The following is a 17,444-nucleotide window of genomic DNA, read 5'->3' on the forward strand; positions in this document are numbered from 1 at the left end:
CCCCCCCGTGCGCGGTCGGGCGGAGAGGGGTGCCTCCGCCTTCACGGACCGGCCCCGACCGCCGGGCGCCGGGCGCGCCGAGGAACGGTGAACCCCTCACCACCGCCGTACGGCGAGCGGCACCGGCCCCGGCGGTAATCACCGCGGGGTGGCGCGGTGGGGCGGCCGGTCGGCGAAGATGGGGTGTCCGTCGTCAGCGTGCAAGGAGTGCCCGTCCATGCGAACCCCCGGTCCCGGCTCGCGGCCGCCCACGATCGCCGATGTCGCGCGGATCGCCGGGGTGTCGCGTACGACGGTCTCGCACGCCCTCAACGGCATCGGCAAGGTCGATCCGCGGACGAGGGAGCGCGTCAAGCAGACCGCGGCCGAGCTCGGTTACCGGCCCAACCTGCGGGCGCAGCGGCTGCGCCGGGGGGAGGCGAAGGCCATCGCGCTCACCTCCTCGATGCCGTTCGCCGTGGCCGGCGGGGCGTCAAGACTCGGCTTCTACATGGAGATCGCGGCCGCCGCCGCGGAGAGCGCCCTGCTGCACGACTACGCCCTGGTGCTCGTGCCGCCCGTGCAGTCGGGGTCCGCGCTGTACTCCCTGGACATCGACGGAGCCATCGTCGTCGAGCCGGACGTGAACGACGCGGCGGTGGCGCAGCTCACGGAGCGGGGGCTGCCCTACGTGTCGCTCGGCCGCCCGGTGTCGCCGGACGACTCGTCGCCGTACGTCGACCTGCGCGGCGGACAGGTTGCCGAGCTGCTCCTCACGCATCTGCGGGAGCAGGGGGCCGAGCGGCCCGCGCTGTTGATCGGCTCGGGCTCACGGCACTCGTCGGTCGACGCGCTGGCGGCGTACGAGAAGGTCGCCGAGCGGTTCGGCTGGACGCCCGTCGTGGCGAGCGCACCGGAGACCGGCGGCGAAGAGGCCGGTTACGAACGCTGTGCCGCCCTCCTCGCCGAACACCCCGGGACCGACGCGGTCTGCGCACTGGTGGACGCGTTCGCGGTGGGCGCCGTGCGGGCGATCGTCGACAGCGGCCGGTCCGTACCGGGCGACGTCATGGTCGTCACCCGGTACGACGGGCTGCGCGCGCGGACCTGCGAGCCGCCGCTGACCGCCGTGGACCTGCGTCTGGACCGTGCGGCGGCCGACGGGGTGGAGCTGCTGCTCGGGCGGCTGCGCGGCGAGAGCGCCGCCACGGTGGTGACGGCGCCCGAGCCGCGCCTCGTGCCACGCGCGTCGTCGCTGCGCGTCACAGCCCGAGCATGAGCACCAGTCCGGAGACCAGGGCGAAGACGAGGACGCACAGCCGCGTCCTGCGCGCGTCCAGCCGGTGGTGCACCAGCCGGCTCAGCCACGCGCCCCCGGCGATCACCGGCAGCAGCGCCACCGCCGGTCCGAGGTCGGCGGGGTCGCCCTTGCCCGTCGCGAACAGCAGCAGCAGGGAGGCGACTTCCCCGACGAGGAAGCAGGCCGCGACGGTCGAGCGCAGTTCCGCGGGTGGGCGGTGCTGGTAGACGAGCGCGAGCGGGGGGCCGCCGACGCCGGTGGCGGTCTCCGTCAGCCCCGTCACCGCACCCGCGCCGAGGTAGGCCCGCCGGCCCGGTGCGAAGGCGGGTGCGGCGAGGCTGACGACCGCGGCCAGTACGGTGGCGATGCCCACGAACAGGCCGATGCCACGCTCCGGTATCAGCCAGAGCAGCGCCAGCCCGGCGGGTGTGGCGGCCAGCCGCGCCCCCGTGATCCAGCCCGCGCCGCGCAGGTCGATCGAGGCGCGCTCGCGCCACGCGACGTACAGGTTGAGCGGGATCATGGCCGCCAGGACGAACACCGGGAGCAGCCCCGGGTCGAGGATGCCGGCCACCGGCGCGACGATCAGGGCGAAGCCCAGGCCGCTGCTGCCCTGGACGAACGCGGCCACGGCCACCGTGACGGCGAGGACCACCAGTGCTTCCGTACTCACAGGGCGGCGCTCCGCTGCCGTGCCTGCGCCGAGGTGGGATGCGCGCGGGTGATGGGCGCCCTTTCGACGGCGGTACGGGCCAGTTCGGCCGCCCGCCGCACGAGTGCCCGGCCGTCCCAGCCGACGGGCCGGCCGTGCCACAGCCGCAGGCGTCCGGCGACGAACACGGCGGTGATCTGGTCGCGGTTTCCCCGGCGTACCAGCTCCCACGGCACGTCCCAGGAGAGGGCGAGCTCGGGATTGGTGAGGTCGACGAGGAGGAAGTCGGCCGCCAGTCCCGGGGCGACGGTGCCGGTGCGCGCGCCGAGGCCCACCGCGTCGGCACCGCCGGCGGTGGCGTGTTCGAGCCAGGTCCATCCGGCGCCGCACGAGGAGTCACCGGTGGTCAGCCCGTAGGCGATCCGCTGGGCGAACTCGGCGGCGTCCGCGAGCCGGAACCCGTCGCCTCTGGTGCCGTCGGTGCCGAGGCCGAAGCGGATGCCCCGTTCGGCCATGGCGGTGGCCGGGGCGACGGCGTTGCCCTTCCAGGCGCTGGCCACGGGGTTGTAGCTGACGGCGGATCCGGTGTCGGCGAGCAGGGTCAGCTCGCGGGGGGTGAGCAGGGTGGCGTGGGCGGCGAGCAGCTGCGGCCCGAGCGCTCCGATCCTGTGCAGGTGTTCGACGGGCCGGAGGCCGTGCCGGAGGAGAGAGCGTTCGACGCCGGCCAGGTGCTCGTTGACGTGGATCTGCACGGTCGCTCCCGCTTCGGCGGCGAGACGGGCGGTGCCGTGGAGTACCGCGGGGGTGGCGGCCTCGGGGATGGAGACCGCGAGCGAGGGATGGATCAGCGGGTCGCCGTCGTACCGGGCCAGGTGCTTCTCAGCGCCTTCGAGGACGGCCGTGCCGCGGGCCGCGTCCCCGGCGATCCCGGTGTCCCCGGCGGTGCCGGTGGCGTCGTCCCGGACGTCGTTGCAGAGGAGTCCGAGGACGCAGCGGATCCCGGCGTCACGCGCGGCCGAGGCGACGGCGTCGACGTCCACACACGCGCGCGTGCCGGCGTCGGTGACGGTGGTGAAGCCGCCGCGCAGCGCCTCGAGCGCCGCGAGTTTGGCGGAGACGTACGCCGATTCCTCGTCCAGCGCTCCTTCCAGCGGGACCCACACCCTGCGGAAGATCTCGGACGGTTCGCCGAAGGCGAGCGCGGAGCCGAAGCTCTGGGTCAGGTGGTGGTGGGCGTCGACGAAGCCGGGCATCAGGAGATGGCCGGGCAGCGGTACGGCGTCGAGCCCCGGATGCGCGCGCGCCAGTTCCTCGGCGGGGCCGACGGCGCGGAAGGATCCGCCGGCGACGACGACCGCGTGCCCCCCGACGGGTCCTTCCGGGAGGAGGACGGCGTCGGGGACGAGGAGGAGCGGGCCGGGGGGGTCCAGGAGGTCGCGGGTGAGCTGGTTCATCGGTCGCTTTCCGTACGCGGGGTGGACAGCCGGGCGGCGACGCGCGGCCTGACGTGGTGGAACAGGACGTTGAGCACGGCGGCGGCGAACGCGCCGACGGCGACACCGCTCTCGAGGAGGATCCGGACGTTCGGCGGGAAGCCGGCGTACACGCCGGGGACGAGGATCGGCAACAGGCCCAGCGCCAGGGCGACGGCGCAGACGAACGTGCTGGTGTGCCGGTCGAGGTCGGAACGGCCCAGCATCTGGACGCCGAGCACGGTGATCACGGCGAAGACGACCATCGCCGTACCGCCGACCACGGCGGACGGGACGACGCTGATGGCGCGGGTCACGGGGGCGAGGAAGCCGACGAGGACGAGGACCACGCCCGCGGCGGCCGTGACGAAGCGGCTGCGGACGCCGGTGACACGGACGATGCCGATGTTCTCGCCGCTGGTCACCATGAGGGGCAGTCCGAAGAAACCGCCGAAGAGGGAGGTCAGCGCATCACCGCGGACCGTCTTGGGGACGTCGGCGCGGGTGTCGATCTTCTTGCCGACGGCCTCGGCGTTGACGACCGTCTGACCCGTGGCCTCCGCCATGGAGGCGAGGCTGTAGAGCATCAGCGGCAGTGCCGCGATCAGGCTGAACTGCGGGGCACCGAAGGGCATCAGCTGCGGCAGGCTGATCAGGTCCCCCTCGGTGGCGCCGCCGGGCGCGAAGCGGCCGAGGAGCCCGGCCACCACCGTGCCGGCGACCAGGCCGAGCATCACGGCGAGCTGGCGCAGGACGCCGGTGAACAGCAGGTAGAAGACGACGGTGAACCCGATCGTCACCATCCCGAGCGCGAGATTCGTCGTGTCCGCGAAACCGGGCTCACCGGGTCGGCCGGTGACGAGGACGGCGCCGACCTTCACCAGGTTGACACCGACGATGACGATCATGGTGCCGATGACGAGGGCCGGGAAGAACCTGAGCAGCCGCGAGAAGACCGGCAGGACCACGAAGCAGAAGGCGGCCGTGAGGATGACCGCGCCGGTGGCGGTCGGCAGGCCGTGCTGCTCGGCGATGGCGAGGAACAGGATGAGCGGCGCGCCGCCGGGCAGCATCACGAACGGCAGCCGGGGACCGAACTTCCACGGCCCCAGCGACTGGATCAGCGATCCGACGCCGGAGAGCACGAACGCCGCCGAGAGCAGATCGACGGTCAGGCCGGGGTCGAGACGGAGGGTGGCGCTCATCAGGAAGATCGCCGAGATGGGCGTGGCCGCCATGACGAGGACGTGCTGGACGCCGAAGAGGAGGATCCGTCCGAGGGGCCGCGACTGGTCGACCGGGTGGACGGCGGAGTGCCCGGCTTCGTCGCGAGTGCCGGCGGGTGGGGCCGGTTCAGGCGTCGTCGGTTGTTCCGTACGGGGTGCGGGCGGTCGGTGACTGGACACGTTCGAGCTCCGTTCGGGGCGTGAGGCATGCTCGGACATCAGCCGTGATCCGGCCCCGGACGGAGGGCCAAATCGATTTGGCCAAATCGATTTGGCCGTCAGTATGGGGAGGCCGTGAGAACGCCGTCAAGGGTTCCGGCACACCGGCGCACGGCCGCGCCGCCGACGTCACGCGATGCCCGGGGAGGGCCGTGCCGCCGATGTCACCGAAGCGCCCGCCTCCGCGCGGGGCCGCGTCACCCGGGCGGCGGTTCGAGGACCGACAACAGGTCGTGCTCGTCGACGGCCGGCAGCGACAGGGTGCGGTAGCCCATGGTGTCGAACAGGACGGTGATCCGGTCGCCCTCCTCCGCGAGGACCGTTCCGTCGCCCCACTCCTGGTGGCGGACCCGCGCCCCGGTGGGGAACGGCGACGGCGCCCGGTCCTCCTCCGCCCCGTCGTTTCCCGGCTCCTCCGTGGCGGGTGACGGCACGGCGAGGTCCTCGCCACCGTCCGCCCGGCACACGTCGCAGTTGCCGCACGCGCCCTCGTAGGGCTCGCCGAAGTACCCCAGGAGGAACCGGCGGCGGCATCCCGTGGTCTCGGCGTAGGCGCGTACCATCTCCACCCGCGTCCGCTCCAGCCTGCGATGTGCCTGCCCGGCCTCGTCGGCCCGGTCCACCGCGTCGTCGGCGGACACGCCGGGCGCCGGGAGCAAGGCACCCTCGGCATCGCCGCGCGCGGCGCCGGACTCCTCCAGGAGGTTGGCGGCGGCGGTGAGGCGGTTGCGCGACAGCCCGGTTCCCTCCCGCAGTTCGTCCAGGTTCTGGGGCCCCCGCTGCTCGTGCAGCTGCCGGGCGACCTTGCCCAGCACCTCACGGCCGGGGGTGCGGGCGGCGAAGAAGTTCTGCATGCCCGTGTCCTCGGGCCGGTAGTGCAGCACGGCGACCGCGGGCTTCCCGTCCCGGCCCGCGCGTCCGATCTCCTGGTAGTACGCGTCCAGAGAGCCCGGGACGGAGGCGTGCAGGACGAAGCGCACGTCCTCCTTGTCGATGCCCATGCCGAAGGCCGAGGTCGCGACGACGACGTCGAGCTTCCCGTCCAGGAAGGCGTCGTGCACCCGCGCCCGCTCGCCACTGCGCAGGCCGGCGTGATAGGCGGCCGTCGACAGGCCGAGGCCCGCCAGCTGTTCGGCGTACCACTCGGTGTCCTTGCGGGTGCCGGCGTAGACGATCCCCGGCTTCGGCTCACCGGCCGCGCGTTCCACCACCGCGCGGCGCTTGTCGTCCTCGTCCTGGAAACGGACGACGTGCAGGGTGATGTTCGGCCGGTCGAACCCGGCGACGACCAACGCCGGCTCCTCCATGCCGAGCCGGTCGACGATCTCCTGCCGCACCGGGGGAGCCGCCGTGGCCGTCAGCGCCAGCAGCGGCGGGCGGCCCAGCCGCTCGGCGGCCTGGGCGAGGCGGAGGTAGTCGGGCCGGAAATCGTGCCCCCACCCGGAGACGCACTGCGCCTCGTCGACGACGAACAACGCCGGCGCCACCGCCGCGAGCCGCTCCAGCACCTCGTCCTTGGCGAGCTGCTCGGGGGAGAGGAAGAGGTACTCGGCCTCCCCGGCGCGCACCGCCTCCCAGGCCGCGTCCGTCTGCCGCGCCGACTGGGCCGAATTGACGGCGACGGCGGACGGAGCCCGGTGCTCCAGCAGTCCGGCGATCTGGTCCCGCTGGAGTGCGAGCAACGGGGAGACGACGACGGTGGGCCCGTCGAGGAGCAGTGCGGGCACCTGGTAGACCGCCGACTTCCCCGCGCCGGTCGGCATCACGACGAGGCTGTCGCGCCCGGCCATGACCTCCCGCATCGCGGCCAGCTGTTCCGGACGCAGTTCGCGCCAGCCGAAGGCCTCCCTCGCCGCCTCGCGGAGCCGGTCGTCGGTGTCGGCCGGCGTCCGGTCCTCCTCGCCGTGCCGGTGTCGCCCGTGCCGGTGTCGCCGGTGCCGGGAGTCGCCCTCACGGGCCGGTGCCACGGCCCGCTCCGTCCTCCGGCGTGTCGCCGTCCCCGGCGGTACGGGGTGAGGCTCCCTGCAGGCGGTCGATCATCCGTGACGCCTCCGCCTTCGTGAGTCCGGGCGGTACCTCCTCGCCCGCCTCACGGGCCAGTGTCCGCAGATAACTCAGCTGGGGCCCGGTGGCGGGTTCGTCGCCCGTCACCCAGTCCTCGACGTCCTTGCTCGGATCCTGCGCGTCGCTCATGAGGGGCGGGCTACCCGGTTCGCGGCGGAAAATTCATCCGTCCCGCCGGAGGGCACAAGCGCCGCCGCCCCGGACGCCGCACAGGGCGGCCGTACGACGCGGCCGACCGTCGCCGCAGGTGGCGGGCCCCCGTCACCCGTACGGCGGCGTGCTGCTCCTCCTGCCACCGCCGGACCATCGCCGCGCGGCTCTCCGCCTGACGCGTCGGGCCGCCGTACACCCGGCCGGGGCCCCGGAGGTGGCCGTCACGGGGGCGCACCGCGACCCGGCCCGGCGTTCCCGCCACGCCGCGAGGTCGCGTCAGGCTCCGGCCGCGGCGCGTACGGCCTGGTGGACGGCGCGGGCCACGCGTGCGCCCCACAGCGAGCGGGGACCGGCGAACGCGTGGAGTTCGCCGCCCGCTTCCGCGGTGCGGGCGGCGACGCACACCGCGTCCGTCGGAGTCCCGGAGCAGTCGTACCCCTCGTCGAGCAGCGCCTGCACCTTCGCCTCGGTGGCGGTGGCCACGGCGTTGACCAGGGCGGAGTCCGCCAGTGCCACCGGCAGTGCCACCACGATGTTGACCGTCCCGGGAGCCGCCGTCAGAAGGCCGTCCTCCTGCGGGGCGGCGGCCCAGCCCCGCACCCCCAGTCCAGCGGTGGCCACGGCCTCCACGCCGCCGTCGCACGCGTGACCGTACGCCCGTACGTCGGCGGCCGTCATCAGTCCGACCCCCGGACCTCCGACGCCGTACTCCCGTGCCAGGTCGGCGAGATGCCGGTGCGGGTCGGTACGCCGATATCCGTGCGCCACCTGCGCGTTGAGGACCCAGAAGCGTTCCCCGACACCCCCGCCGAACACCGCGCTGCTGATCATCCGCCACCCGTCACCGGCCCGCCACAGCAGGCTGTGCAGCCGCTCGCCGTCCTCGACGCGGGTGAGGTGCCGCACGGGCAGGAGGGCGGCGGGGGGACGGGGCGGTGGAACGGCGCTCACCGCCTGATCGTACGTGTTCCCCCCTGGGCGATCCGTGCCGGTCACCAGGGGCCTCGTCCGCCACTGTCCGCAGGAACTGGGCGAGCAACGGCCCCGTGCCCTGCCGTCCCTGAAGCGGCACGGCCGGCAGCCGTGTGGCCCGCGCGTCGGGCAGGGGCGAGAGCTTCCTCGGAAACCGCAGCATCAGGGACTCGCTCCGCGGCGACGACGCGGGCACCCTCCCCTCGCAGGGGTGCGAGGTGTCGTGCAGGACGATTCCGGGCTGTGACCAGGCTGCGCCGGCCGGCCTGGTCGAAGCCGTGCTGCCCCGCCGGATGAGGGTCACCTGGTGGAACTCGGGATCGGACCGCCCGGTCAGCGCGGGAGTACGGCGCGCACAGGGCCGCGTAGGACAGTGCGGTGAGTCGGGCCGATCCCCGGTCCATGGTCTGTGATCGGGCGCCGAACGTGCTCTCGTCGGGAAGGTGAGCCGGGTGGGGATCACCGATGCCGCCGCGGGCGGGACCGGCCCGGTCCCGCCTGCGGCGGATGGATGTCGAGGACGGCCCGGTTCGGACCGGGTTCGCCCCCGCGTCTGTCCGCGGGACCCGTCAGCCGGGGAAGGAGAAGTAGAGCGCCTCGCTGTAGAAGGACGCGAAGTGCCTCTGCCAGTCGGCCCGGACCGAGGCCAGCCAGTCCTCGTTCCGCCCCGCGATCGCCGCCTCGGCCTCGGCGACGGCGTCGGGGATGTCCTCGGACGCCAGACGCCGTACGCTCGCCGCCGGGTCGTCGTCCGTCATCGAGACGATCTCCCCGGTCTCGAGGACGAAGTACGCCGCCTGCTGCTTGTCCAAGTGGGCCGTGGTCCTCGCGACGCATTCGGCGAACTCGGCGTCGTCCTCCAGCCCCTTGCCGACCGCGCGCAGCAGGTCGAGCAGCAGGGCCGCCCCGCCCGCGTAGTCCGCAGCGATGCCGATCGGGGGGTTCCAGATCATGGACGGGACGATCGTCGTTCCGCGGCCGGCCATGAGCTTGTGCGCGAGTGGAATGTCCCAGTTGTGCTCCGATATGCAGCGGATCCGCCGGGGGATCTCCGCCTCGGTCGGAATCGAGTCTGCGGAGTAGAGATACGAACGGTTTGCCATGGTGGCGAAGCTAGCACCGGGGACCGACAACGCCGGTGCCGTCGCGCTCCTCCCGAGGGGCCGCCGTGCCTGGCGGAGACGTCCGGTTCACCGTCCACGGTTCACGTGTACGGGGCGCAGGCCGGCGTGGTGGGGAGGGGACACGTCCTGGAACGTCGGCGACAGTTACGGGATCGAAGGCCTGCGCGAGGCAGCATCCGCGCGCCGCCGTGTCGCGGTCGCCCCCGCCGCACCGTGCTCACCACCCGGCACGGCGGCCCCGCACCGGCGTCTCGTCGACATTCCGTCGCCGTGCGTCCGCGCGCATCGTTGGGGCATTACCGGGTACGCGGTCCGTACACACGACCCGAGGGAGGACGACGTGTCCGGACTGATCAGGCGTCTCAAGGAGTTCGCCCGCACTCCGCAGGGGCAGCGGGCCGTCGCGTCGGCCCGGCGCGCCGCCGCCGACCCGCGTACGCGTGCCAAGGCGCGCGGGCTGCTGGGCCGGTTGCGGGGACGCCGGTAACGGCGGGCGGTCGCGAAGGGACGGGCAGACACATGACCTGGACGGAGCTGACCCGTTGGGAACGGACCCTGGAGCGGTGGCAGAGCGCTCTTCTCCCGGGGGGCCAGGACCATCGATCCGTGGAGTTGATCGACGCGCTGCAACAGGCATGCGACCGAGAGGCCGTGGTGTGCAGCGAGAACCGCGTGGTCGTCCCGAACGCCTACGAAGTGGAGCTGGCGACGGAAGTGCACGCCGAGCTCGTGCGGGCGGGCTGCGACGACGTGGGCGAGAAGCTGACGGACGCCCTGGCCCGGCACGGCCGGCGAAAGGACTACGAATGGGCGGGGCCGCTGACCGTCCGCATCACCCCCACGGACCTGCCCGACGGTGAACCGTACCGGGTGTCCAGCGGCCCCATGCCCCACGTGCGCGCGGACGCCTTCCCGGGGGAGGGCTGAGACAGCGCCGGCCCTTTCCGGGCCGGAGCCCGGCCTGACCGGAAGGCCTTGGCCGGGCACCCTCTCCCCGTACGGAGCACGGGCGTGTAGCGTCCTGATCATGGAACAGTCGAGCGGGGCCCTCACCGACCAGGCGCCGGCCGATCCGGCCGCCACGGATGACATGCTGGCCAGTCAGCCCATCGGCTACTGGAGCGGCGTCGTCCACGAGGCCGTCACCCGGCGCCTGCGGGATGCCATGGCCCGCGTCGACGTCACCCAGCCGCAGTACTGGGTCCTCAACCGGGTGTCCGCGGGGCCCACGCCCCCCGGCCGGGACGAGGTGTCCGAGCAGCTGACCCCTCTGGCGGGCGGGCCGCGCGAAATCCCCCGGGTGATCGACCAGTTGCTCCACCGGGGCTGGCTGCGGCTCGACGAAGGACAGGCCCTGCGTCTCACCGATGCGGGAGAGGCCGCCAGGCTCCGGCTGCGTGAACTGGCCACGCGGCTCCGCGCGGAGGTCCACCGGGGAATCAGCGACGAGGAGTACGTGACCGCGCTCAAAGTGCTGCGCGCGATGATCGCCAACGCCGAGAGAATCGGAAATCCCTGAGCCGGAGGCGTGCGGCCGGGGGACGCCGCCGGGACCACGTCCCGCGGCCGCCGCCTCATCAGGAGTGCCCTGAGGTTCGGCCGCCCCCCTCGCGGGCGGTGATCCGCCGCAGGAACTCGCGCTGGTCGGAGAGGAATCCGTCGGCGTACAGCTGCCGTGGGGCGAGGACGGCGGTCAGGGTGAGGCGCGGCTCGGAGGTTTCGACGGCGTGGTCGAGCAGCGAGTGGGTGGCCTCCGGGTAGTGCCGCACCGTCAGGCTGGCGGGCGGGAGGACGCGGCGGTACGTGACCTCGGTGTCGGCGACGTCGACGTTGAGGTCGTGTCCGGCCAGCACCAGGAGCGTGGGCGTGTTGCGCATGGCCCGTAGGTCCCCGCTCGCGTCGGAGCGGAAGTTCTTCGCGATGAACCGCCAGCGCTCGGACGTCATGCCGTCGGTGCGGCCGACGGCGTCGCGGTACTGCTCGAAGGTGGCGCCCTGCCGCAGCAGACGCAGCGTCGTCTCCCGCCGTCGCAGCGCGGCTCGGGTCTCGCCCTGTGTCGCCCCGTCCCTGCGCAGTTCGGCGAGGAGGTTGAAGCGGCCCTGCCGCTGCCAGTCCACGGCGGGGGAGACGGCGATGACGAACCGCACGGTGCGGTCGCGGGCCGCGACTTTCGGCAGCACCCACCCGGCCTGGCTCGCTCCCCACAGGCCGATGCGCCGGCCGTCGATGTCGGGGCGGGTCCGGGCCCAGGCGATCGCGGCGAGGGTCTCGTCCGCCCGGTCCTCCATGCTCTGGTCCAGCCAGTTCCCCTCCGAGCCGCCGACACCCGGCTTGCTCAGCGAGAGCGAGGCGTAACCGGCCTCGGCGAAGGACTCCCACAGAGGGCGGTAGAAGGTGTCGTGCGTGGCGTCGACGGGCCCGTCGCCGTGGACGAACACGACCAGGCCGTACGGCCCGTCGCCGCTTGGCGGCCGTGACAGGACGCCGTCCAGCAGCCGCCCGCCGTGCCGCACCGTGACGGATTCCTCGCGCAGGGCGTAGGTGTTCTGCGCGATCACGACCCCTCCGAGCCCCGGACCGGCCAACAGCACGGCGACCGACGTCCACACGAGGACGCGCCGTCGACGCCGCGAAGGCGCCGCCCACCGTCGTCTCATTCCTCTTCCCCCAAAACTATCGAGCGCGAAACGATCGTGGATAGAATGAACGCATGGAAAGAGATAGTGCAAGCGGGGAGTGCCACGGCGCACCGTTCCCGGGGACAGCGGGGGACGCCCGTGCGGAAGGGTGCCGACCCGGGAGCGCGGATGCCGTGACGGTGCGCAGAGGCGTACCCCCGGGCAGTGAGTCACGCGTGGCCGCGCTGTACTGGGAGGCGTTCGGCCGGAAGCTCGGCCCCGCCCTCGACCCGCCGGACAAGGCCCGCGCCTTCCTCGCGGCACACCTCCGCCACGACCGCGGCGTGGTCGCCCTCGTCGGCGGGGAGGTGGCGGGGGTGGCCGGCTACCGACTCGGCGGGCACGGCCTGACGGGCGGCGGCGCGGGAGACGTCCTGTCCTCGTACGGCATCCTGCGCGGCCTGCCCCGCCTCGCCCTTCTCGCCCTCATGGAACGGCGACCCGCCGCAGGCGAACTCGTGATGGACGGCATAGCCGTCGCCCCCGAGCACCGGGGCCGGGGCATCGGCGCTCGCCTGCTGCGCGAGATCGCGGGCGTGGCGGCCGATCACTCCTGCCGGCGTGTCCGCCTCGACGTCATCGACACCAACCCGCGCGCCCGCGCCCTGTACGAACGCCACGGCTTCACCGCCGTACGCACCGAGAAGACCCCTTACCTGCGCGATCTGATGGGCTTCGGAGCCGTCACCACCATGCACCGGCCCGTCGCACCGGCCGATTCCCCGCACCACCCGGAGGCACGATGAGCACCCCCCGGAAAGCCGCGCGGCCCGACGCGCACGACGACACCGTCCCCGTGACCGTCCCCACCCGGCTTCTCGTCCACGCCCTCGTCCGGCAGGACGGCACGGTCGACGCAGGGGAGCTCTACGCCGTGGCCGGTCTCCTCGGCATGACCGACCAGCAGGTCCGCCTCTGCGTCAAGCGGCTCGTCGCCGAAGGCCGCTTCACCCACGAGGGCCGCGGACGCAAGGCGTTGCTGAGAGCGGTCGCCGATGTCGCCGGCTCGATCACCCCTGACGTCGCCTACGTCCGCCACGCCTACCGCCAGGACCAGGGGCTCGCCGCCTGGGACCGGGTGTGGCACCTCTTCGCCTTCGCCGTCCCGGAGTCGAACAGGACCTCCCGCGACGCTCTGCGCGACACCTTGCGCCACCTCGGCGCCGCTCCCGTCCAGAGCGGGCTCTACGTCAGTGCCAACCCCGTCGAAGACCTCGTCGAAGCCCGGGCCCGTCACCTCGGCGTCGCTGACGCGCTCACCACCTTCACCACCACCGACCTGCGCATCGGGGGCATCGGTGACCCCTCCGCCCTGGCCGCCGCCCTGTGGCCCCTCGGTGACATCGCCGCCCGCCACGACCGTCTCGCCGACTTCGCCCGCAGCTGCCTGGAACGGCTCGCCCGGCGGGACGGCCTCACCGGGCCGGAGCGGTTGACCATGGCCGTCCAGCTCGCCGCCGTCTTCACCGAGGCCATGGAGCCGGATCCCCTCCTGCCTCCCGAACTCCTCCCGCAGCCGTGGCCCGGCACCCAGGCCCGCCGGCTCACGGCCGCCTGCTGGACCGCGCTCGCCGAGGCCGACGCCCACGCCGGCACCCCCGCCCCCCGCCTGTTCGTCCGGTACGGGGACCTTCTGGCCCCGACCGCCGAGCGCGGTACCTGACGGGCGACCGGCCCGGGTCGACCGGGAACGGCGGCCACCCCGTGCCCGCCGCTCAGGCGGCCGTCACGTCCGCCGAGGCACCGGAGGCGAGTACGCCCGCGTACGGCGGCTCGGTACCGTCACCGGCGCCGAGCACCGGTCCATGGACGCCGCCGCGACGAAACCCTCGCGGTGCTCGCCGCACGCACCGGCCCGTTCGCGCCCGCGGAGCGATGGGCGGCCCGGCGCCGGGAGCCGGTGTGGCCCGCACCGCGCCTGCCGCGGCCCGTTCCCGGGACGCCGAGGTGTGCCCCGAAGGAGAGCTGAGTCCTCGGCCGGAGGACCGGCCTCGCCGGGGGAGCGGGGGCGCGGGCCGGTGAGCCGGGCGGGCACGCACGCCCGCGCGGATCCCGTCGGCGGCCCTGTTGTCGGTGGTGGCTGAAAAGCTGGCCGGATGAACGGTGACGAGCAGCTGCTGCGCGGCCGGGTCTACGGCCGCGACCACGACGACCCCGATCCGGGCCCGAACCCCGGACGGACCTACGCCGAACTCGTCGGCGGCCCGCTGGACGGCCTCCTGCTGGACATCCACGGCTGGCGTCCCGAGGAGATCGACGACGGAGCCGCCCTGACCACCGAGCTCGGCCGGTGGCCGGGCGGACGTGCCCTCTACGACCCGCGCCCGGGCGAGCCACGGAGGCCAGGCCCCGGCGTCAGCTGCCGCTTCCACCACACCGGCGACACCCCCTGACGTGTGTCTCCCGGCCGTGCTTCCCGCTCGGCCGGGGGAGGCGGACCGCAGAGGGAGCGGGGCGTGCCCGCACCGGCCGCTCCCCCCGGTCCGCCCCGCTCCGGCACCCGCACCCGCCGTGAAGTCCGGTGTCCGGGGAGGCCAACGTCCCTCACTGGCCGTCTCCCCCCCCGTAGGCCCGCTCAGGCCGCTGCGGCACCTTCGCGTACCGCCGCCACGAACACGTCCAGGGCGTCCAGCGGCTCGCGTCCCCCGAGCAGCGCCCGCAGGTCGCTCGTGACGCCCGAGCCGTCCAGGAAGCCGTGGGCGATCGCCGAGTACGTGCTCGCGAGCATCGGCACCTGGAAAGCCTGCGCGCCGGAGGCGGTGATGGCGGTACGGGCCTCCGCCAGCGTCACCGGGGCGTACGTGGCACCCAGCGCCTCCGCCAGCTCGGCGCCGCCCAGCGGGCGGTCCCCGACGAGCTCGTAGACGCGGCCCGCGTGCGGCGCCGGGTCGGTGGCCACCGAGACCGCGATGTCGGCCAGGTCGGCCCGGGCCACGGCCGCCAGCCCGCCGTCACCGAGCGGACCGGTGATGCGGTTGTCGGCGTCGGGGGTGGCGATCCAGGTCAGGAACTCGGCGTAGAGGCCGTTGCGCAGGATTGTCCAGTTCAGCCTGGACCGCTGGAGACGGCGCTCGGTCCAGCGGTGCGCGAGCGCGTACGTCAGGTGGTCGCCGTCGCCCGAGAGGCTGGTGTACACGACGTGGCCGACCCCGGCGCGCTCGGCAGCGGAGACGGCGGCCTCGTGGCGGGCGACCACGACGTCGTCCTCCCCGTACCCCGCCGATATCAGCAGGAGTGTGTCGATCCCGGCGAAGGCGTCCGGGAGGGTCGACGGGTCGTCGAAGTCCACGAGCCGGGTGCCGGGAAGGCCGGCGCGGGTGCCGAGGACGACGTCCTCGCGGCCGGCGACCCGCTCCGCGACGAGCGAGCCGAGGGCGCCGGAGACGCCGGTGACGAGCAACATGGTTCCCCCTGGGGTCGAGACTGGCGGTGCGGGCGAGGTGCCTGGGACCATCCTTGCGCGATGGTCGTGATCTTGTAAGGAGGCACATCGATGTCGGAGGGGCACACGGATGTCACCACCCCCGCGCCTGGTGAACCGGTCGTCAGCTGCGCCGAGGAGTGCGGCGTACGGGACGTCCAGGACCGGCTCGGCGACAGATGGACCGTCCACGTGGTCGTCGAACTGGCCGCGGGCCCGCGCCGGTTCAGGGAGCTGCAGCGCCTGGTCGACGGTGTCTCGCAGCGCATGCTGACCTTCACGCTGCGCCGCCTGGAGCGGGACGGGCTGGTGTCGCGGCAGGTGTTTCCGACGACTCCGCCCCAGGTCCAGTACTCCCTCACCGAGACCGGGCACAGCATGACGTACCTCATCAAGCAGCTTGTCGACTGGTCCCTCGACCACCGCTCCGCGATCGCCCGCTCCCGCGAGGCCTGGGACGCGAAGCACCCGGGATGACCGGCTCGCGTGCGGAGGCCCGGCACCGCCAGAGTCCGGTCGGCGGCGGGCTCGAAGCGGCCTACCGTCCTCCGTGCGGGAGATCGTCTCCCGGAAGCCGCCGGAGCCACAGCACGCGATCTCCGGTCCGTGCCCGTGAGGGGCCGGACGTCCGGCTGCCCGCACAGCCCGACGGCCCGAGCCTTCCGCACGACCTGGTCCACGTGGTCGTGGAGACCGCGCTCGGCGTCGGCGACGGATGCCGGGGCGCGCGGGGGCGTGGTGCCACCTTCCAGGACTTCGAGCCCGTCACGCCGGTCCGGCACCGCCGGTCCGGGCGGACGGTGCTCCGCCGGGGCGGCGACGCCGTCATGGCGGCCGAGCTGTCGGTGTCGCGGCGTAGGGCCCGCCACTCCCCGCCGTACCGGCGGTGCGCGTCGGCGGACGGTCGGACGGCCGGTCCCGGCGGTCCGCCGGCGGTCGTGCGGCGTGGCGACCGCGGCGCGCGGCGCCTCCGGTGCCCGGCCGCCGGCGCGGGGCCCGCGGCCCCCGCCCGGTCGGGTTCCGCCGACGACCTGCGAGACTGTTCTGATGGACATCGCTCGCAGGAACAACATCACGGTCACCGGCAACCCCCGGGGGAGGACGGTGGTTCTGGCCCACGGCTTCGGCTGCGACCAGAACATGTGGCGCCTCACGGTACCCGCCCTGGCCCGGGACCACCGGGTCGTCCTGTTCGACTACGTCGGTTCCGGCCGCTCGGAGCTGTCCGCCTTCACGGAGGATCGTTACGCCTCCCTCGACGGCTACGCACGCGATGTCGTGGAGGTCTGCGAGGAACTCGATCTCCGCGACGCCGTCCTCGTCGGGCATTCGGTCAGCGCGATGGTCGGTGTCCTGGCCGCCGACGCCGCTCCGGAGCGGATCGGCGCGCTGGTGATGGTCGCCCCCTCCCCGCGGTACGTGGACGACGAGGGCTATCGCGGCGGCTTCAGCGCCGAGGACATCGACGAGCTTCTGGGGTCGCTGGAGGCGAACTACCTCGGGTGGTCGTCGACGATGGCCCCGATCATCATGGGGAACCCGGAGCGGCCCGAACTGGGCGCGGAGCTCACGAACAGTTTCTGCGCGACCGACCCCGACATCGCACGCGTCTTCGCCCGGACCACCTTCCTGTCCGATTCGCGGGACGATCTGCGTACGGTACGGGTGCCGACGCTGGTGCTCGAGTGCACCGAGGACGTGATCGCCCCCCGCGAGGTCGGCGCGTTCGTCCACCAGGCGATTCCCGGCTCCCGCCTGATCACCCTGAAGGCGACCGGCCACTGCCCGCAGCTGTCCGCGCCCGAGGCGACCAACGAGGCCATCCTGGACTTCCTCGCGAGCCTGCGCTGATGTGCCGCGCGGGGCAGGGACACGACTCCAGCGACTCGCACGGTTCCGACGACGCGACCGCGGCGGACGCGGCGTTCGCCGCGCTCCTGGAGGACAGCGCCGAGGATCTGTACGAGGCCGCGCCGTGCGGATACCTGTCCACGCTCATGGACGGCACCATCGCGAAGATCAACGCCACCCTGCTGAACTGGCTGGGCCTGGAACGCGAGGCGGTCGTCGGCCGCATGCGGTTCACCGATCTGCTCACCGTCGGCGGCAAGCTCTACCACGAGACGCACTTCGCCCCGCTGCTGCGGATGCAGGGCGAGATCAACGGAATCGCCCTGGAGATCA

At 73.6% G+C, this 17,444-nt stretch carries 18 protein-coding genes and 1 pseudogene; 10 read left to right on the top strand and 9 right to left on the bottom strand.

The genetic code is table 11. The annotated features are described in order from the left end of the window. The first annotated feature begins 217 nt into the window (after positions 1-217). Positions 218-1,258: a substrate-binding domain-containing protein gene (locus RIF68_RS07105; protein WP_309050273.1), complete on the top strand. Its 1,041-nt coding sequence runs from the start codon at positions 218-220 to the stop codon at positions 1,256-1,258. On the opposite strand, the gene RIF68_RS07110 is transcribed toward RIF68_RS07105, so the two are convergent. From RIF68_RS07110 to RIF68_RS07140, 7 genes are all read right to left on the bottom strand, one after another. Further along, positions 1,242-1,952 carry a sulfite exporter TauE/SafE family protein gene (locus RIF68_RS07110; RefSeq protein ID WP_309050274.1) on the bottom strand — a complete coding sequence of 237 codons (711 nt, stop codon included), beginning with the start codon at positions 1,950-1,952 and terminating at the stop codon, positions 1,242-1,244. The two genes, RIF68_RS07105 and RIF68_RS07110, sit on opposite strands and share 17 nt — an antisense overlap. Next, positions 1,949-3,385, bottom strand: coding sequence for an amidohydrolase family protein (locus RIF68_RS07115; protein ID WP_309050275.1), 1,437 nt, complete (start codon positions 3,383-3,385; stop codon positions 1,949-1,951). The genes RIF68_RS07110 and RIF68_RS07115 overlap by 4 nt, the downstream gene beginning before the upstream one ends. Then, positions 3,382-4,809 (bottom strand): uracil-xanthine permease family protein, encoded by a 1,428-nt coding sequence (locus RIF68_RS07120; protein ID WP_375165089.1) that lies wholly within the window; start codon positions 4,807-4,809, stop codon positions 3,382-3,384. The genes RIF68_RS07115 and RIF68_RS07120 overlap by 4 nt, the downstream gene beginning before the upstream one ends. A 236-nt stretch (positions 4,810-5,045) precedes the next feature. Beyond that, entirely contained in the window at positions 5,046-6,815 is a 1,770-nt protein-coding gene (locus tag RIF68_RS07125) for an ATP-dependent DNA helicase RecQ (protein ID WP_309050276.1), read from the bottom strand. Beyond that, complete coding sequence (locus RIF68_RS07130) at positions 6,799-7,041, bottom strand: DUF3072 domain-containing protein (protein WP_309050277.1); 243 nt, start codon at positions 7,039-7,041, stop codon at positions 6,799-6,801. The genes RIF68_RS07125 and RIF68_RS07130 overlap by 17 nt, the downstream gene beginning before the upstream one ends. Positions 7,042-7,341: 300 nt before the next feature. Next, entirely contained in the window at positions 7,342-8,016 is a 675-nt protein-coding gene (locus RIF68_RS07135; protein ID WP_309050278.1) for an adenosylcobinamide amidohydrolase, read from the bottom strand. Between the two features lie 590 nt (positions 8,017-8,606). Next, a complete protein-coding gene (locus RIF68_RS07140; protein ID WP_309050279.1) occupies positions 8,607-9,140 on the bottom strand; it encodes a hypothetical protein in 534 nt (177 codons plus the stop codon). 361 nt (positions 9,141-9,501) lie between these two features. Between RIF68_RS07140 and RIF68_RS07145 the strand changes: the two genes are divergently transcribed. The 3 genes from RIF68_RS07145 to RIF68_RS07155 all read left to right on the top strand — a co-directional run bounded on the left by RIF68_RS07145 (position 9,502) and on the right by RIF68_RS07155 (position 10,680). Then, on the top strand, positions 9,502-9,648 hold the full coding sequence (locus RIF68_RS07145) for a hypothetical protein (protein ID WP_309050280.1): 147 nt from the start codon (positions 9,502-9,504) through the stop codon (positions 9,646-9,648). Between the two features lie 32 nt (positions 9,649-9,680). Continuing rightward, positions 9,681-10,088 (top strand): FhaA domain-containing protein, encoded by a 408-nt coding sequence (locus tag RIF68_RS07150; RefSeq protein ID WP_309050281.1) that lies wholly within the window; start codon positions 9,681-9,683, stop codon positions 10,086-10,088. 100 nt (positions 10,089-10,188) lie between these two features. Then, positions 10,189-10,680, top strand: coding sequence for a MarR family winged helix-turn-helix transcriptional regulator (locus tag RIF68_RS07155; protein ID WP_309050282.1), 492 nt, complete (start codon positions 10,189-10,191; stop codon positions 10,678-10,680). Positions 10,681-10,738: 58 nt separating this feature from the next. Here RIF68_RS07155 and RIF68_RS07160 read toward each other — a convergent pair whose 3' ends face one another. Next, on the bottom strand, positions 10,739-11,719 hold the full coding sequence (locus RIF68_RS07160; RefSeq protein WP_309050283.1) for a CocE/NonD family hydrolase: 981 nt from the start codon (positions 11,717-11,719) through the stop codon (positions 10,739-10,741). Between the two features lie 296 nt (positions 11,720-12,015). Here RIF68_RS07160 and RIF68_RS07165 point away from each other — a divergent pair, with 296 nt between their 5' ends. From RIF68_RS07165 to RIF68_RS07175, 3 genes are all read left to right on the top strand, one after another. Next, positions 12,016-12,585 carry a GNAT family N-acetyltransferase gene (locus RIF68_RS07165; RefSeq protein WP_309050284.1) on the top strand — a complete coding sequence of 190 codons (570 nt, stop codon included), beginning with the start codon at positions 12,016-12,018 and terminating at the stop codon, positions 12,583-12,585. After that, positions 12,582-13,502 (top strand): PaaX family transcriptional regulator C-terminal domain-containing protein, encoded by a 921-nt coding sequence (locus RIF68_RS07170; protein WP_309050285.1) that lies wholly within the window; start codon positions 12,582-12,584, stop codon positions 13,500-13,502. Before RIF68_RS07165 ends, RIF68_RS07170 begins: the two co-directional genes overlap by 4 nt. 433 nt (positions 13,503-13,935) lie before the next feature. Next, the gene (locus tag RIF68_RS07175; protein ID WP_309050286.1) at positions 13,936-14,232 is read left to right on the top strand and encodes a hypothetical protein; all 297 of its coding nucleotides are present in this window, start codon (positions 13,936-13,938) and stop codon (positions 14,230-14,232) included. A 182-nt stretch (positions 14,233-14,414) separates the two neighbouring features. On the opposite strand, the gene RIF68_RS07180 is transcribed toward RIF68_RS07175, so the two are convergent. Beyond that, positions 14,415-15,242, bottom strand: a complete 828-nt coding sequence (locus RIF68_RS07180) for an NAD(P)H-binding protein (protein ID WP_309050287.1) — start codon at positions 15,240-15,242, stop codon at positions 14,415-14,417. A 90-nt stretch (positions 15,243-15,332) separates the two neighbouring features. Between RIF68_RS07180 and RIF68_RS07185 the strand changes: the two genes are divergently transcribed. The 3 genes and pseudogenes from RIF68_RS07185 to RIF68_RS07195 all read left to right on the top strand — a co-directional run. Beyond that, on the top strand, positions 15,333-15,737 hold the full coding sequence (locus RIF68_RS07185; protein WP_309050288.1) for a helix-turn-helix domain-containing protein: 405 nt from the start codon (positions 15,333-15,335) through the stop codon (positions 15,735-15,737). A gap of 570 nt (positions 15,738-16,307) precedes the next feature. After that, the gene (locus tag RIF68_RS07190; RefSeq protein WP_309050289.1) at positions 16,308-17,111 is read left to right on the top strand and encodes an alpha/beta hydrolase; all 804 of its coding nucleotides are present in this window, start codon (positions 16,308-16,310) and stop codon (positions 17,109-17,111) included. Further along, positions 17,111-17,444 (top strand): annotated as a pseudogene (locus tag RIF68_RS07195) (PAS domain-containing protein); the annotation flags it as partial. The gene RIF68_RS07190 and the pseudogene RIF68_RS07195, both read left to right, overlap by 1 nt.

The sequence above is a fragment of the Streptomyces sp. genome (assembly GCF_031178505.1).
GTDB classification, from domain to species: Bacteria; Actinomycetota; Actinomycetes; order Streptomycetales; family Streptomycetaceae; genus Streptomyces; species Streptomyces gulbargensis.

Excerpts from the sequence above, each read along its gene's own strand:
- RIF68_RS07170 (WP_309050285.1), top strand. The coding sequence starts at position 12,582 with ATGAGCACCCCCCGGAAAGCCGCGCGGCCCGACGCGCACGACGACACC.
- RIF68_RS07175 (WP_309050286.1), top strand. The coding sequence starts at position 13,936 with ATGAACGGTGACGAGCAGCTGCTGCGCGGCCGGGTCTACGGCCGCGAC.
- RIF68_RS07130 (WP_309050277.1), bottom strand. The coding sequence starts at position 7,041 with ATGAGCGACGCGCAGGATCCGAGCAAGGACGTCGAGGACTGGGTGACG.
- RIF68_RS07180 (WP_309050287.1), bottom strand. The coding sequence starts at position 15,242 with ATGTTGCTCGTCACCGGCGTCTCCGGCGCCCTCGGCTCGCTCGTCGCG.
- RIF68_RS07185 (WP_309050288.1), top strand. The coding sequence starts at position 15,333 with ATGTCGGAGGGGCACACGGATGTCACCACCCCCGCGCCTGGTGAACCG.
- RIF68_RS07150 (WP_309050281.1), top strand. The coding sequence starts at position 9,681 with ATGACCTGGACGGAGCTGACCCGTTGGGAACGGACCCTGGAGCGGTGG.
- RIF68_RS07140 (WP_309050279.1), bottom strand. The coding sequence starts at position 9,140 with ATGGCAAACCGTTCGTATCTCTACTCCGCAGACTCGATTCCGACCGAG.
- RIF68_RS07155 (WP_309050282.1), top strand. The coding sequence starts at position 10,189 with ATGGAACAGTCGAGCGGGGCCCTCACCGACCAGGCGCCGGCCGATCCG.
- RIF68_RS07115 (WP_309050275.1), bottom strand. The coding sequence starts at position 3,385 with ATGAACCAGCTCACCCGCGACCTCCTGGACCCCCCCGGCCCGCTCCTC.
- RIF68_RS07105 (WP_309050273.1), top strand. The coding sequence starts at position 218 with ATGCGAACCCCCGGTCCCGGCTCGCGGCCGCCCACGATCGCCGATGTC.
- RIF68_RS07190 (WP_309050289.1), top strand. The coding sequence starts at position 16,308 with ATGGACATCGCTCGCAGGAACAACATCACGGTCACCGGCAACCCCCGG.